This window comes from Micromonospora ferruginea (assembly GCF_013694245.2).
Lineage (GTDB): Bacteria > Actinomycetota > Actinomycetes > Mycobacteriales > Micromonosporaceae > Micromonospora > Micromonospora robiginosa.
The window spans coordinates 5,115,042-5,128,920 of record NZ_CP059322.2; the positions used below are offsets into that span (position 1 = coordinate 5,115,042).

The 13,879-nt window shown below is 72.4% G+C and carries 15 protein-coding genes; 5 read left to right on the top strand and 10 right to left on the bottom strand.

Annotation, left to right across the window (positions count from 1 at the left end):
• Positions 1–555, bottom strand: coding sequence for a carboxymuconolactone decarboxylase family protein (locus tag H1D33_RS22500; protein WP_181571268.1), 555 nt, complete (start codon positions 553–555; stop codon positions 1–3).
• Positions 556–618: 63 nt separating this feature from the next.
• Between H1D33_RS22500 and H1D33_RS22505 the strand changes: the two genes are divergently transcribed.
• Entirely contained in the window at positions 619–1,089 is a 471-nt protein-coding gene (locus H1D33_RS22505) for a MarR family winged helix-turn-helix transcriptional regulator (RefSeq protein ID WP_181571267.1), read from the top strand.
• 57 nt (positions 1,090–1,146) lie between these two features.
• Here H1D33_RS22505 and H1D33_RS22510 read toward each other — a convergent pair whose 3' ends face one another.
• Positions 1,147–2,358 carry a pectate lyase gene (locus H1D33_RS22510; protein ID WP_181571266.1) on the bottom strand — a complete coding sequence of 404 codons (1,212 nt, stop codon included), beginning with the start codon at positions 2,356–2,358 and terminating at the stop codon, positions 1,147–1,149.
• Positions 2,359–2,425: 67 nt separating this feature from the next.
• Between H1D33_RS22510 and H1D33_RS22515 the strand changes: the two genes are divergently transcribed.
• The gene (locus H1D33_RS22515) at positions 2,426–2,641 is read left to right on the top strand and encodes a hypothetical protein (RefSeq protein ID WP_246411927.1); all 216 of its coding nucleotides are present in this window, start codon (positions 2,426–2,428) and stop codon (positions 2,639–2,641) included.
• A gap of 156 nt (positions 2,642–2,797) precedes the next feature.
• The gene (locus H1D33_RS22520; RefSeq protein WP_181571265.1) at positions 2,798–4,159 is read left to right on the top strand and encodes a CBM96 family carbohydrate-binding protein; all 1,362 of its coding nucleotides are present in this window, start codon (positions 2,798–2,800) and stop codon (positions 4,157–4,159) included.
• A 48-nt stretch (positions 4,160–4,207) separates the two neighbouring features.
• Here the strand turns inward: H1D33_RS22520 and ccsB are convergent, their stop codons facing one another.
• The 6 genes from ccsB to hemL are packed head-to-tail and all read right to left on the bottom strand — an operon-like array spanning position 4,208 to position 10,220.
• The gene (ccsB, locus tag H1D33_RS22525; protein WP_181571264.1) at positions 4,208–5,182 is read right to left on the bottom strand and encodes a c-type cytochrome biogenesis protein CcsB; all 975 of its coding nucleotides are present in this window, start codon (positions 5,180–5,182) and stop codon (positions 4,208–4,210) included.
• A complete protein-coding gene (gene resB / locus H1D33_RS22530; RefSeq protein WP_181571263.1) occupies positions 5,182–6,801 on the bottom strand; it encodes a cytochrome c biogenesis protein ResB in 1,620 nt (539 codons plus the stop codon). Before resB ends, ccsB begins: the two co-directional genes overlap by 1 nt.
• The gene (locus H1D33_RS22535) at positions 6,801–7,655 is read right to left on the bottom strand and encodes a cytochrome c biogenesis CcdA family protein (RefSeq protein WP_181571262.1); all 855 of its coding nucleotides are present in this window, start codon (positions 7,653–7,655) and stop codon (positions 6,801–6,803) included. The genes resB and H1D33_RS22535 overlap by 1 nt, the downstream gene beginning before the upstream one ends.
• Positions 7,655–8,233 carry a TlpA family protein disulfide reductase gene (locus H1D33_RS22540; RefSeq protein ID WP_181571261.1) on the bottom strand — a complete coding sequence of 193 codons (579 nt, stop codon included), beginning with the start codon at positions 8,231–8,233 and terminating at the stop codon, positions 7,655–7,657. The genes H1D33_RS22535 and H1D33_RS22540 overlap by 1 nt, the downstream gene beginning before the upstream one ends.
• Complete coding sequence (locus H1D33_RS22545; protein ID WP_181571260.1) at positions 8,233–8,880, bottom strand: histidine phosphatase family protein; 648 nt, start codon at positions 8,878–8,880, stop codon at positions 8,233–8,235. Before H1D33_RS22545 ends, H1D33_RS22540 begins: the two co-directional genes overlap by 1 nt.
• 2 nt (positions 8,881–8,882) lie before the next feature.
• Positions 8,883–10,220, bottom strand: a complete 1,338-nt coding sequence (hemL, locus tag H1D33_RS22550; protein WP_181571259.1) for a glutamate-1-semialdehyde 2,1-aminomutase — start codon at positions 10,218–10,220, stop codon at positions 8,883–8,885.
• A 148-nt stretch (positions 10,221–10,368) separates the two neighbouring features.
• Here hemL and H1D33_RS22555 point away from each other — a divergent pair, with 148 nt between their 5' ends.
• Positions 10,369–10,686, top strand: coding sequence for an STAS domain-containing protein (locus tag H1D33_RS22555; RefSeq protein WP_181571258.1), 318 nt, complete (start codon positions 10,369–10,371; stop codon positions 10,684–10,686).
• 110 nt (positions 10,687–10,796) lie between these two features.
• Here the strand turns inward: H1D33_RS22555 and H1D33_RS22560 are convergent, their stop codons facing one another.
• Positions 10,797–12,389, bottom strand: coding sequence for an ABC transporter permease (locus H1D33_RS22560; protein ID WP_181571257.1), 1,593 nt, complete (start codon positions 12,387–12,389; stop codon positions 10,797–10,799).
• Positions 12,386–13,288, bottom strand: coding sequence for an ABC transporter ATP-binding protein (locus H1D33_RS22565; RefSeq protein WP_181571256.1), 903 nt, complete (start codon positions 13,286–13,288; stop codon positions 12,386–12,388). The genes H1D33_RS22560 and H1D33_RS22565 overlap by 4 nt, the downstream gene beginning before the upstream one ends.
• A gap of 66 nt (positions 13,289–13,354) precedes the next feature.
• Between H1D33_RS22565 and H1D33_RS22570 the strand changes: the two genes are divergently transcribed.
• Positions 13,355–13,879 (top strand): GbsR/MarR family transcriptional regulator, encoded by a 525-nt coding sequence (locus H1D33_RS22570; RefSeq protein ID WP_246411925.1) that lies wholly within the window; start codon positions 13,355–13,357, stop codon positions 13,877–13,879.

Consider the following 13,879-nt stretch of genomic DNA (forward strand, 5'->3'; position numbering starts at 1 on the left):
TCAGGCGGCCGGCGTCCAGGCGTACTGCTGGAGGGGTTCGTCGACCGGCGCGGCGGTGAGCCGGTTCGCGAACGTCGAGATGGTGTACGTGCCGACGCCGAGCACGACGTCGAGCGCGTGCCGTGGCTGCCAGCCGGCGGCGAGGAAGGCGTCCAGCGCGGGGTCGCCCACCGCGCCCCGGTGGTCGAGCACGGCGACGGTGAACCGGCGCAGCGCCTCCAGGCGGGGCTCGGGCAGCGCCTCGCCGGCCCGCAGCGCGTCGATCAGCGCGGGCTCGGCGCCGTGCCGGGTGAGCGTCGCGGTGTGCATGGCGACGCAGAGGTGGCACCGGTTGCGGGTGGCGACGGTCAGCACGACCACCTCGCGGGCGACCGGGTCGAGGTCGGTGGCCTCGAACGCCGCGTTGGCGGCGAGGAAGCCCTTGAGCAGTTCGGGCGAGCCGGCCATCAGACCGACGGCGGCCGGCAGGTGGCCCAGCGTGCGGCGGACACCGGCCATCACCGGACGGGCGGCGGCGGGTGCGGTCTCGGTGTCGTACGCGGTGAAGCGGGACATCTCGCGTCCCCTCTCGTAAGATAGTCAACGTGGTTGACCAAATAGTAAACGTGGTTGTCGAAGATGGCAACGCCTGACCGCCCCGGCTTCGCGCTGCCGCTGCTGCTGCTCGCCGGCTTCCGCACGCTCATCGACGACCTGCACGCCGAACTGGCCCGGCACGGGCACACCGAGCTGCGCCCGGCGCACGGCTTCGTCCTCCAGGCCGTCGGCCCCGCCGGCACCACCGCCTCCGACCTCGGGCAACGCCTCGGCGTCTCCAAGCAGGCCGCCGGGAAGACGGTGGACCGGCTGGTCGCGCTCGGCTACCTGGAACGGGTGGACGACCCGGCCGACGCGCGCCGCAAGCTGGTCCGGATGACCGCCCGTGGCCACGACGGGCTGCACCGCTCCGCGGTCGTGTTCGACGCGCTGCGCGATCGCTGGGCGGCCACGCTCGGCGCGGACCGGGTCGCCGCGATCGAGGACGACCTGCGCCGGATGGTCCCCGCCGACGTGTTCCGCCTCGACGTCCCCGGTTGGTTCGGCGGGTGAACCTCAGCCGCCGAAGGGGCACCCACCGAGCGGTGGGTGCCCCTTCGGTGAACACAACTACCGGAAGATGACGTCGCTTCGGTTGACCTTGCAGTTGGCGTCGTTCCAGCCCTCACCGAGGTAGCTGGGTTCGCTGCCCTTGGCCACACCCTTGTACTTGCCGCAGATGGTGGCCGAGCCGATCACGACCACACGAGTGATCGTCGCGGTGTCGTTCCAGTTGCTGTTGATGCCGGCGAGCATGTCGATGTCGTCGACGAGGACGTTGTCGATACGCACGTGACGGGTGTACGAGGTGGAGCAGTTGCCGCAGGCGCGGTACAGCTTGCCGGTCCCCTTGAGATAGAAGCCGGAGATGTTGACCGTGCCGTTGCCGTTGTGCTGGAAGGTCTTGTCGCTGCCGCTGCGCGCGCCGCCACCGATGACGTAGGACGTGCCGCCGTTGGTCTGCTTGAAGGTGGCGGCGTCCTCACCGATGTCGTTCCACCACACGTTGCGGATCGTGCAGGTGCCCTCGCAGTGCACGCCGTCACCTGCGGGCGAACCGAGGATGACGTTCTGCAGGGTGCCGCCGTTGGCGATCTTGAACATCGGGTCCTGCGACTCGCCCTGCCCACCGTCACCCATGCAGCAGTAGGTCTTCATCCCGCCGTCGAAGGTGCCGGAGACGTTGACCGTGCTCGAGATGCTCACCGAGCCGGTCGACGACGGCCACGCACCGGTCGGCGTGCCCGGGTTGCCGGTCGGGCCGGACGTCGGACCGCCGGTGGGGCCACCGGTCGGGCCGCTGGTCGGGGTCGACCCGCCGCTGGCGTACGTCTCGAACTCGGCGATCCGCGGGGTGCCGGACGCGCTGGTGATGACGAGGGAGATCTTCTTCAGCGACGTCGAGGAGAAGTTGATGGTGCTCGGGGCGCTGCCGCCGCTGGCCAGGACGGCGCCCGTGTCGTGGTTCTTGAGCTGCCAGCCGCTGATCGAGCCGCCGCCCGAGGCGGGCACGATGACGGCCGAGGACACCGTGGTGGCGCTGCCCCACTTGACCGAGATCGTGCCGGTCGAGCCACTCGGCGACCAGTAGGTGCCGGCGTTGCCGTCGATGACGTTGCCGTAGCTGGTGCCACTGGCCTTGCTGGAGCCGTCGGCGCCGGCACCGAGGCTGAGGTTCGTGGCGGCCGAGGCGCTGGGAACGTGCAACGCCAGCGCGACGACGGCACCCGCGACCGCAGCGGCACCGCCGGTCAGCCAGCGCGTGGCGACTTTACGTCTCATCCGGTTTCACCTTTCGATGCGTACGATCTGTGAGAAAGCGCTTTCAGTTAACCATAGACACACGTCGATGAAACGGCAAGGACACATGGACGACGCGTACGTGGTGGGCGACCCCGACGGCCTCAGCCCGCTCCAGAGGAAGATCCGCGACGCGGTGGCCCGCGAGCTGCACGCCCAGTTCGCACTGCGGGCCGACCGCCTCGACCTGGCCGACCTGCCCGAGGTGGCCTACCAGATCACCAGGCGCGTGGACGAGGTGCTGACCGGAACCACCACGGGCTGAGCCGACCGGGCGCGACCACTCCCGGCGGACACCGTCACGCGACCACGGCGCTCGCGTGACGATTCAGTCACGCTCCGTTGCGTGCACTGGGCTTCCGCAACGAGGCGGCACGGTCTGCCCGGACGGCACGCGCGAGGCCGCCGGAACGGAGAACCCATGAGACGGCACGCTCTCCACGCCGGGCTGACCGCCCTGACGCTCACCGCGGCGCTGCTCACCGCCACGCCACCGGCGTCGGCGGCCACCACCACCTTCCCGTTCGCCGCCAGCCAGGACAGCTACGTCAGCTCGTCGAGCCCGAACGCGAACTTCAACAGCACCAACTCGCTCGCGGTCGGCGCCGCCCCGACCCGGATCTCCTACCTCCAGTTCACCGTCAGCCGGCTGGTCGACCCGGTCTCCACCGCCCGTTTGCGGCTGCACGTGCGGAACACCGCCAACGCCCCCAGCCCGAACGGCGGCACCGCACAGGAGGCCGGCACCGGCTGGTCGGAGAGCACCCTGACGTACGCCAACCGGCCGGCGCCCGTCGGCGCGCCGCTCGCCTCGCTCGCCACCGTGCGCGCCAACACCTGGTACGAGCTGGACGTCACCGACGCGGTCACCGGCAACGGACTCGTCGCGTTCTCGCTCTCCTCCACCAACCCGGACGGCGCCTTCTACGACAGCCGGGAGTCCGGCACCCACGCGCCGATGCTCATCATCACCACCGGTCCCCCGCCGACCGGGGACAACGTGCTCCTCAACGGCGGTGACATCTCCGCGTGCAGCACCACCGGCGCCACGCAGACCGCGCAGATCATCGCCCGCGAGCCCGGCACCGTGATGGCCGGCGGCGACCTGACCGACAGCGGTACGGCCGCGCAACTCGCCAACTGCTACGACCCGACCTGGGGCCAGTTCAAGAACCGCACCAAGCCGATCCTCGGCAACCACGACTACCTCACGTCCGGCGCCAAGCCCACCTTCGACTACTTCGGTCCGGTGCTGCCGCCAGGGAAGGGCTACTACTCGTTCGACAAGGCCGGCTGGCACATCGTGGTGCTGAACACCAACTGCTCCCGCGTCGGCGGCTGCCAGGCCGGCTCGGCGCAGGAGAAGTGGCTACGCGCCGACCTCGCGGCGCACCCGAACCGCTGCACCCTGGCGCAGTACCACCACCCGCTGTTCAGCTCCGGCGGCCGGGAGTCCGCCGCGGTCCGGCCGCTGTTCCAGGCGCTCTACGACGCCGGCGCGGAGATCGTCATCAACGGCCACAACCACCAGTACGAGCGGTTCGCCCCGCAGAGCCCGTCCGGCGTCGCCGAGCCGGACCGGGGCATCCGCGAGTTCGTGGTGGGCACCGGCGGTCGCCCGCTCCAGGCGTCGTTCCCCGAACCCGCCGCCAACAGCCAGGTCAAGAACGGCACCACGTTCGGCGTGCTCAAGCTGACGCTCTCCACGAACGCCTACTCCTGGCAGTTCCTCCCGGTGGCCGGCAAGACGTTCACCGACTCCGGCATGGGCACCTGCCACTGACCGGCGAAGGACCGGCCGGCGGAACCCGTTCCGCCGGCCGGGGCCGGCTCAGACCCCGGCGTACGAGTGCAGGCCGGTGAAGAAGAAGTTGACGCCGAACAGGTTCATCAGCACGGTCAGGAAGCCCACCACCGCGATCCAGGTGGCCACGTTGCGCTTCACGCTCGGCGTGGCCCGGGCGTGCAGGTAGCCCGCGTAGACCACCCAGGAGATGAACGCCCAGGTCTCCTTCGGGTCCCAGCCCCAGGCGCGACCCCAGGCGGCCTCCGCCCAGATCGCCCCGGCGATAACCGCGAACGTGAAGATCGGGAACGCGAAGGCGTGCAGCGTGAAGGTCAACCGCTCCAGCCCGGCCGCCGCCGGCAGCCGGCGGGCCAGGGTGTACGGGAAGCTGCGTCGCCCCTGCTCCCAGCCGGCCCGCATCAGGTAGGCGGCGGCGGGCACCACGCCCAGCAGGAAGATGCCCGAGGAGAAGATGATCGTCGACACGTGGATGATGAACCAGTACGACTGCAGCGCCGGCATCAGCGGCACGACCTGCACATAGAGCTTCAGCTCGGCGAACGCGAGCAGCAGCACCATCACCAGGGTCAGGAACAGGCCGAGCCGGCGCAGCGACGGCTGCTTCCAGAGCACCACCAGCCACGCGGCCACCCCGATCCAGGTGACCGTCAACACGAACTCGTACATGTTGCCCCAGGGCATCCGCTCCGCGGCGATGCCCCGGGTGACCACCGCGCCCAGGTGCAGCGCGGCGCCCAGCACGGTGAGCCAGGCGGCGATCCGCCCGGCCGTCGCGGCCCGCTCGGCGGACCGGTCCGGGCGCGGCGGCGCGGCCGGGGCGGCCGGCTCGTCGAGCGTGCCGCCCGCGCCGCCGACGCCCGCGCCGACCAGCTCCCGCGCCGGGGCGGCCGCGACCACCTTGCGCGCGTTGCCCAGCGCGAACTCCACGGCGTGGCTGATCATCGCGACCAGGTACGCCAGGATCGCGAACGTGACCAACTGGTCGGAGAGTGCGGACATCACTCGTCTCCTTCTCGCGCCCGCTTCCGGTCCGGCGCGTCGCCGCTCACCGCGGCGACGAGCTGCGCGAACTCGTCGGCGAACCCTGGGTGCTCGGTGCGCGGCAGCCCACCGGCCTCCACCAAGCTACTACCGCTCGTCGGAGATCCACCCTCGGGGGGCGAAACCCGGAACCAGACCCGGCGACGGCGGGCGAACAGCGAACCCATCAGGCCCAGCAGCAGCGTGCCGCTGGCCACCAGCAGCAGCGTCTGCCCGGGCGCGTGCCGCACCGCGAGCGTGACGTACGGCCGGGTGCCGACGAACTCCAGCGTGCTGCCGTCGTCCAGGGTCCACGTCTCGCCGGGCCGGAGCAGCTTCGTGCCGACCTGCTTGAGCTTGCCGTTGTCGACCTGCCGCTGGTCGAGCTGGTAGACCGAGCCGGGGATGCCGGCGTCCAGCCCGAGGTTGCCCCGGTAGGCGGTCAGGTTCAGCGCCGGGTTCCGCTCGGCCGGGAACTGCGACGCGACGTACGGCGGCTGGTCCCCGACCGTGGGCAGGTAGAGCCCGTCGAAGGCGACCTGCTGGTCCGGGGCCCGCTTGCCGGTCTTCGGGTCGACGTTCGCATCCGGGAAGAGGGCCACGCCCTCCTCGGTCGCGTTCGGGTCACCGGTACGCAGGAACGGGTCGTCGCTGGTCTGACTCTTGCCGTACCGGTCGGTGTACTTCAGGACCGGCGCGTAGCCGTTGCCGAGCAGGTAGACGTTGGCACCGTCGAGCCGCAGCGGCGAGTTGACCGAGAAGCCGGCGGTCCGGGACGCGCCGCCCGGCGAGTCCACGTCGACCGTGGCCCAGAAACGGGACGCCTGGCCCGAGTCGAGGTAGTCGGCCTCGAACGTCGTCAGCGTCAGGCAGAACGGCGGCAGGTCGGCGCTGTCCACCCGCGGGCCGAGCGACGCCTCGGCGTACTGCTGGCGGGTGTTGCAGAACGCGTTGTCCGCGCCGGCGACCAGGATGCGGTTGCCGTGCCAGCCGTACCAGGATCCGGCCGCGACGCCGAGCAGGACGGCGATCAGCGACGTGTGGAACAGCAGGTTGCCGGTCTCCTTGAGGTAGCCCTTCTCGGCGGAGACCTCGTTGCCCCGGACGGTGACCCGCCACCGGCGACGGCGCAGCACCTCGGCGATCGCCTCCGGGTCGGCGGCGGCCGGCGCCTCCAGCGTGGCGTGCTGGGGCAGCCGGTCCAGCCGCTTCGGCGCGGCCGGCGGCCGCATCCGCAGCGCCCGGACGTGGTCGCGGGTACGGGGCAGGATGCAGCCGATCAGCGAGGTGAACAGCAGCAGGTAGATCGCGGAGAACCAGACCGAGCCGAAGACCGCGAACGCGCCGATCTGGTCCAGCCGGGGTGCCAGGTCCGGGTGGTCGACGAACCACTGGTCGACCTTCTCCGGGTTGACCCCGCGCTGGGGCAGCACCGAGCCGGGGATCGCGGCGACCGCGAGCAGGAACAGCAGGACCAGCGCGGTACGCATGCTGGTGAGCTGCCGCCACGAGTTGCGCAGCAGGGCCAGCACCGGGTTGACCCGGCGCCGGGGGGCCTCGGCCGGCGGGGTGGTCGGCCGGTCGTCCACGGTCGTCATCAGATGCTCACCTCGCCCACGCCCACGTGCGTCTGCAACCAGATCACCACGTTCTGCCAGCCGCCGGTGACCAGCGCCAGGCCGATCAGGATCAGCAGGGCGCCGCCGACGCGGGTGACCCAGCGGCTGTTGCGCCGGACGGCGCGGAACACCCCGAGCAGGCGCTGGAAGCCCAGCCCGAAGACGACGAAGGGTAGCCCCAGCCCGAGGCAGTACGCCACGGCGAGCACCACGGCCCGGCCGGCGCTGCCCTCGGTGGCGGCCAGGCCGAGCACCGCGCCGAGCGTCGGCCCGGTGCAGGGCAGCCAACTCAGTGCGAAGACCGCGCCGAGCACCGGCGCGCCGAGCAGGCCGGCCGACGGCAGCCACCGGATGCGGAACTCGCGCTGCATCCCGGGGACGACGCCGAGGTAACCGAGGCCGAGCACCACCACCAGCACACCGATGACGATCTCCAGCGTGCGCTCGTACCGGAAGAAGAGCCGCCCGACGCTGGAGAAGAGGATCGCGGTGGACACGAACACGGCGGTGAAGCCGGCGATGAACAGCAGCGTGCCGGCCAGCACCCGCCCCTTCACGGCGGCGGCGCTCCGCACCGGCGCCACCCGCTCCGCCACGCTCACGCCGCCTGCCTTGTTAAGCGGGGGCCCCGCCTCGACCGGAGGCGTTAAGCGGGGGCCCCTCCTTGCACCCTCCAGGTCGGCGCCGGCCAGGCCGGTCACGTAGGACAGGTAGCCGGGCATCAGCGGCAGCACGCACGGGGAGAGGAAGCTCACCAGCCCGGCCAGCGCCGCCGCGCCCACCGCGAACAGCAACGGCCCGGACGAGGCGAGTCGGGCGAACGTCTCACCCATCAGCGGGAGCCGTTCGGCGCCGGCTTCTCGGCGGCGATCTTCGCCACGATCGGCCGCAGCTCGTCCTGGGTCACCGCGCGGCGGATCACCACCGCGACCCGGCCGTCCCGGTCGAGCACCACGGTCGCGGGGGTGGAGTTCGGCGGGATGTCGAAGTTGAGCGCCTGCCGGCTGGCCGGGTCGAACAGGCTCGGGTAGGTGACCCCGTAGCTCGCCTCGAACGCGGCCGCCTTGTCCTTGCTGTCCTGCACGTTGATGCCGAGGAAGGTCACGCCGTCGCCCTTGGTGGCCTGGTAGGTGTCCTCCAGGTCGTCCGCCTCGGCCCGGCAGGGCGCGCACCAGGAACCCCAGAAGTTGACCACGACGACCTGGCCGCGGTCGCGGGCGATGTCGTAGTTGCCGCCGCCGAGCAGCTCACCGCTCACCTTCGGCGTCTTCGACCGCTGGTCCGGGGCGCAGGTCACGGTGAGGCCGTCGGCGGCGCACCGGCTCTCGTCGCTGCCGGAGGTGCAGCCGACCAGCGCCGTACCGGCGGTGACGGCGACGAGCAGGGCGGCGGCGAGCCTCCGGGTGAGCATCAGGCCCCCTTGGCCGTCCGGGCGGTCGGCGAGATCGCGATCAGGTGGGCGGCCGGCTCGGAGTAGCCGATGCCGGCGATCTTGGCACCGTCGAAGTGGAACGAGGTGAGGCTGGCCAGGCCGCACTGGCGGCGGCGCGGGTCGTGCCAGAGCCGCTTGCGCTCGACGTGCCGGCGCAGCGTCCAGATCGGGAGCTGGTGCGACACGAGCACCGCCTCGCGCCCCTCGGCGGCGACCCGGGCGGCGTGCAGCGCGGCGAACATCCGCTCCGCGATCACCTGGTAGGCCTCGCCCCAGGACGGGGTGACCGGGTCGCGCAGCACCCACCAGTTGCGCGGGTCACGGAACGAGCCGTCGCCCGGCGAGACCTTCTTGCCCTCGAACCAGTTCGCGCTCTCGATCAGCCGCTCGTCGACGCCGACGGAGAGACCGAACTGCGCCGCGATCGGTTCGGCGGTTTGCTGGGCGCGTTCCAGCGGGCTGGCCACCACGTGCACGACGGTGCGCTCGGCGAGCGCCTGGGCGGCCGCCTTGGCCATCTGCACGCCCAGCTCGGAGAGGCGGAAACCGGGTAGGCGGCCGTAGAGGATGCCGTCCGGGTTGTGCACCTCGCCGTGCCGCAGCACGTGGACCACCGTCTCCGCCATAGTTACCCCCCGTGTCCGGCCGCTGCCGCCGCCCGCGCCGCCACCGGCAGGGCGGCGGCTATCTGCTCCCACGCGGCGTCGTCGATCGCCGCCGAGACGAACCACGACTCGAACGCGCTCGGCGGCAGGTAGACGCCGGCGGCGAGCATCGCGTGGAAGAACGCCTTGAACGCCGGCACCTGCTGGGTGCGGGCGCTGTCGTAGTCGCGCACCTCGGCGTCGGTGAAGAAGACCGAGAACATGCTGCCGGCGGTGGAGAGGCGGTGCGGCACGCCGGCCGTGGACAGCTCCTCGGTGACGAGCTTGCCCAGCGCGGCGGCCGTCTCGTCCAGGCGCCGGTAGAGCGCGTCGTCGGCCAGCTTCAGCGTGGCCAGCCCGGCCGCGCAGGCCAGCGGGTTACCGGAGAGCGTGCCGGCCTGGTAGACCGGGCCGGCCGGGGCCAGCTTCGCCATGATCTCCGCGCGCCCGCCGAACGCCGCGGCGGGCAGCCCACCACCCATGACCTTCCCGTACGTCCACAGGTCGGCGTCGGAGGGGTCGAGGCCGTGCCAGCCGGCGCGGGAGACCCGGAACCCGGTCATCACCTCGTCGACGATCAGCAGCGCGCCGTGCGCGTGCGCGATCCGGGCCAGGTCGGCGTTGAAGCCGTCCCGGGGGGCGATCACGCCCATGTTGCCGGCCGCCGCCTCGGTGATGATCGCTGCGAGGTTCGGCCCCTCGGCGGCGAACGCCTCCTCCACGGCCCGCAGGTCGTTGTAGGGCAGCACGATCGTGTCGCCGGCCGCCGCGCCGGTCACGCCGGGCGAGTCGGGCAGGCCGAAGGTGGCCACACCGGAGCCGGCGGCGGCGAGCAGCGCATCCGAGTGGCCGTGGTAGCAGCCGGCGAACTTGATGATCTTGGCGCGGCCGGTGAAGCCGCGGGCCAGCCGGATCGCCGACATGGTCGCCTCGGTGCCGGAGTTGACCAGGCGTACCTGCTCCACCGGCGTCCGCGCGACGATCTCCTCGGCCAGATCGACCTCGCCCGGGGTGGGCGTGCCGAAGCTGGTGCCGAGCGCGGCGGCCTCGCGCAGCGCCTCCACCACGGCCGGGTGGGCGTGGCCGAGGATCAGCGGGCCCCAGGAGCAGACCAGGTCGACGTAGCGGCGGCCGTCGGCGTCGAAGAGCCAGGGACCTTCGCCCCGGACCATGAAGCGCGGCGTGCCGCCGACGGCACGGAACGCGCGCACGGGGGAGTTCACCCCGCCGGGCACGAGTGCCTTGGCGCGGTCGAACAGGGCCTCGGAGGCCGGAGCGTCGGCCGGGTAGCGGCCGGATCCGGCGGAAAGGGTCTCGGTCACGATGCCGCCATTGTGTCAGCGCCGGCCGGCGTGCCGGCAGCCACCCCGCGACGAGGGTTACCGGGCTCACCACTCGTCGGGCCCGCGGGCGCCCCGGCCACGGCCCGCTCGACAGGCCCGTTCGTCGAGATCGCGATAGGCTGACCGGGTGGATCGTGCCGAGCTGTCCATCACCGTGCACCGGACGGGTGACGAAGCTGTGCTTCGCCTGGCCGGTGAGATCGACATGCTCACGGCCGCCCAGCTCTCGACGGTGGTCAACGAGGTGCTGGCGGATCCGCCGCCCCGCATGGTGCTCGATCTGGGCGGCGTCACCTTCTGCGACTCCCAGGGTCTCGGCACCCTCGTGGTGCTCAGCCGCAAGGCCAGCCACATGCAGTGCGTGCTGATGCTGAGCAACGTCGGCGACTTCCTGCTCCGCGTCCTGGACATCACCGGCCTCCGCAGCGCCCTGATGATCCGCTAACCCCTCCCCTCCCTCCTCCCTCCCCGCGATCTTGCACTTTCGGCCCTGGATATGCGTCGCTTATCCCTTCTGTCGGGGCAGAAAGTGCAAGATCGGCGAGGTCAGGCGGGTTAGAGGACGGGGAGGTCGCGGCGGCGGAAGGTGAGCAGGCCGGTGGCGGCCAGGGCGGCGGCCAGGGCGGTCAGGAGGAACAGCGGGGTGGCTGCCCAGGTGGGGCGCAGGACCTGCGGGGTGTGCGTGAACGGGGACAGGTCCAGCAGCCACTGGTTCAGCTCCAGCACCGCGCCGAGCTGACCGAGCAGCACGCAGACCGCCAGCACCGCCCACGCGGCCGACGCCAGCCGGGGCAGCAGGCCGTGCAGCAGCACGGCGAGCCCGGCCAGCACCCAGGCGGCCGGCACCTGCGCCAGGCCCGCACCGACCATCCGGCCCACCTGCCGGGGCACGTCGCCCACGCTCAACCCGTAGGTCAGGCCGGTGGCCAGACCGGTCACGGCGAGCACCACGACCGGGCCGAGCAGCGCGAAGGCCACGTGCGAGAGCAGCCAGGTGGACCGGCGCGTGCCGGTGGCCAGCACCGGCTCGGCCCGGCCGGCGGACTCCTCGGCGCGCATCCGCAGCGCGGCCTGGATGCCGTACCCGGCCGCGGCCAGCCCGGCCAGGCTCAGCGTCGCGCCCAGGTAGGCGTCGGCCAACCCGGAGGCCCCGCCGATCCGGGCCATGATCTGCTCCAACTGCGCGTTCCCCTCCACCGAGCGACCGGCGGCCTCGGCCGCGCCGCCGAGGATCAGCCCGAGCAGGCCGAACCCGACCGACCACCAGACGAGCTGCGCCCGGTGCAGCCGCCAGGCAAGGCCGAACGGCCCGGACAGGGCGCCGCCGGCGGTGGTCGGGCCGAGCCGGGGCGGCAGCACGCCCGCGCCCAGGTCCCGGCGGACCGAGACCGGGTACGCCAGCGCCGCGAGCAACACGGTCGCGGCCAGCGGTAGCAGCAGCACCCACCACCGCTCCCCCTCGTACGGTCGGACCCGGGCCGCCCAGCCCAGCGGGGAGAGCCAGCTCGGCCAGTCGTTGCCGGCGGTGTCGCCGACCAGGCGCAGCCCGAACGCCGCGCCGAGACCGGCGATGCCGATCCCCCGCGCCCCGCCGGCGGTCTCGGTGAGCTGGGCGGCCAGCCCGCCGAGCGTGGCGAAGGCGATCCCGGTCAGCGCCGCGGCGAGCCCGTACGCGTACGAGCCGGTGGCCGACAGGCCGGTGGCGTGCAGGCCGGCCGCGGTGACGAGGCCGAGCAGCACGTCGGCCGCGTACGTGACGAGCAGCGCGGCGGTCAGCCCGGCGTACCGGCCGAGCACGCTGCCGCCGAGCAGTTCCCGCCGGCCGGCCTCCTCCTCGGTGCGGGTGTGCCGGATCACCGTGAGCAGGCTGGCCAGCGCCACGATCACCAGCAGGAAGCCGCTGCGCTGGGCGGTCAGCGCGCCGACGCTGTCGCCGTAGACCGGGCCCAGCAGCGCGACGATCGACGGGTTGCGGGCGGTCCCCTCGGTGTAGGCGGCCCGCTCGGCGGCGGTCGGGAACAGCTCGAAGAAGCTGGCCGCGTACGACACCGGCAGCACGGCGAGGACGAGCACCCAGAGGGGCAGGAGGACACGGTCGCGGCGCAGGATCAGCCGGACCAGGTGCCGGGTCCCGGTGAGCGCGTTCACGGGTTCGCCCCCTCGGGAACCGCCTCGTAGTGCCGCAGGAACAGCTCCTCCAGCGTGGGCGGCGTGCTGACCAGGCTGCGGACGCCCAGCTCGGTGAGGCGACGCAGCGCGGCGTCGAGCGCGGCGGTGTCCACGTCGAAGCGGACCCGGTGCCCGTCGATCCGCAGGTCGTGCACGCCGGGCAGGTCGGCCAGCCCGTCGAGCGGCGCGGTGATCTCGGCGTCGATCGCGGTGCGGTGCAGGTGGCGCAGGTCGCCGAGGGTGCCGGACTCGACCGCCCGGCCGGCCCGGATGATCGTCACCCGGTCGCAGAGCGCCTCCACCTCGGCCAGGATGTGGCTGGAGAGCAGCACGGTGCGGCCGTCCTGGCGGGCCCGGCGGACCCAGTGCTGGAAGACCTCCTCCATCAGCGGGTCGAGCCCGGAGGTCGGCTCGTCGAGGATGAGCAGCTCGACGTCGGAGGCGAGCGCGGCCACCAGGCCGACCTTCTGCCGGTTGCCCTTGGAGTAGGTGCGGCCCTTCTTGCGCGGGTCCAGCTCGAACGAGTCCAGCAGTTCGGCGCGGCGCTTCGGGTCGAGCCCGCCGCGCAGCCGGCCGAGCAGGTCGATCACCTCGCCGCCGCTGAGGTGGGGCCAGAGCGTGACGTCGCCGGGCACGTACGCGAGCCGGCGGTGCAGTGCGACGGCGTCCCGCCAGGGGTCGCCGCCGAGCAGTCGGACGGCCCCCGCGTCCGCCCGCAGCAGGCCGAGCAGCACCCGGATGGTGGTGGACTTGCCGGAGCCGTTGGGGCCCAGGAAGCCGTGCACCTCGCCGGTGCGGACGGTGAGGTCGAGCCCGTCGAGCGCTCGGGTGTGGCCGAAGGTCTTCACCAGACCGGCCACCTCAATGGTGGTTTCCATACTTCGGAAGCTACGCTCATTTCATAAACTTGTGAAGACAGTGAGATGTGAGAGACGATCGCGGGGATGAGCAGCGAGGAGACGACCGTGAGCCAGCCGCCGCAACCCGACGAGGAGGAGGTCCACCTCTTCGTCGAGCGGATGGCGATGGCCTTCGCCGACGTGGGCTTCCCCCGGATGGCCGCCCGGGTCCTGTTCGCGGTGATGAGCGCGGACGACCCGCTCACCGCGAGCGAGATCGGCGAGCGGCTGGGCGTCAGCGCCGCCGCCGTGTCCGGTGCGGTCCGCTACCTGACGCAGTTCGCGATGCTGATCCGCGAACCGGTCAAGGGTTCCCGCCGCGACCGCTACCGGATGCCGGACAACCCGTGGTACGAGGCCACCATCACCAAGACCAACCTCTACAAGAACTTCATCGACATCGCCGGCGGCGGCGTCGACGCGCTGCGTGGCCGGAGCACCCCGGCCGGCGAACGGGTCGCCGAGATGCGGGACTTCTTCCTCTTCGTACAGGAGGAGGTGGAGTCGCTCGGCGACCGCTGGCGGGCCCGACGCGCGGCGACCGGGCACGGCGGCCCGGCCGCCGGCTGA

Coding starts and splice junctions, on each gene's coding strand:
- H1D33_RS22505 (WP_181571267.1), top strand. CDS start 619: ATGGCAACGCCTGACCGCCCCGGCTTCGCGCTGCCGCTGCTGCTGCTC.
- H1D33_RS22500 (WP_181571268.1), bottom strand. CDS start 555: ATGTCCCGCTTCACCGCGTACGACACCGAGACCGCACCCGCCGCCGCC.
- H1D33_RS22540 (WP_181571261.1), bottom strand. CDS start 8,233: ATGCTCACCCGGAGGCTCGCCGCCGCCCTGCTCGTCGCCGTCACCGCC.
- ccsB (WP_181571264.1), bottom strand. CDS start 5,182: ATGTCCGCACTCTCCGACCAGTTGGTCACGTTCGCGATCCTGGCGTAC.
- H1D33_RS22565 (WP_181571256.1), bottom strand. CDS start 13,288: ATGGAAACCACCATTGAGGTGGCCGGTCTGGTGAAGACCTTCGGCCAC.
- resB (WP_181571263.1), bottom strand. CDS start 6,801: ATGACGACCGTGGACGACCGGCCGACCACCCCGCCGGCCGAGGCCCCC.
- H1D33_RS22520 (WP_181571265.1), top strand. CDS start 2,798: ATGAGACGGCACGCTCTCCACGCCGGGCTGACCGCCCTGACGCTCACC.
- H1D33_RS22570 (WP_246411925.1), top strand. CDS start 13,355: ATGAGCAGCGAGGAGACGACCGTGAGCCAGCCGCCGCAACCCGACGAG.
- H1D33_RS22535 (WP_181571262.1), bottom strand. CDS start 7,655: ATGGGTGAGACGTTCGCCCGACTCGCCTCGTCCGGGCCGTTGCTGTTC.
- H1D33_RS22515 (WP_246411927.1), top strand. CDS start 2,426: ATGAAACGGCAAGGACACATGGACGACGCGTACGTGGTGGGCGACCCC.
- H1D33_RS22510 (WP_181571266.1), bottom strand. CDS start 2,358: ATGAGACGTAAAGTCGCCACGCGCTGGCTGACCGGCGGTGCCGCTGCG.
- H1D33_RS22545 (WP_181571260.1), bottom strand. CDS start 8,880: ATGGCGGAGACGGTGGTCCACGTGCTGCGGCACGGCGAGGTGCACAAC.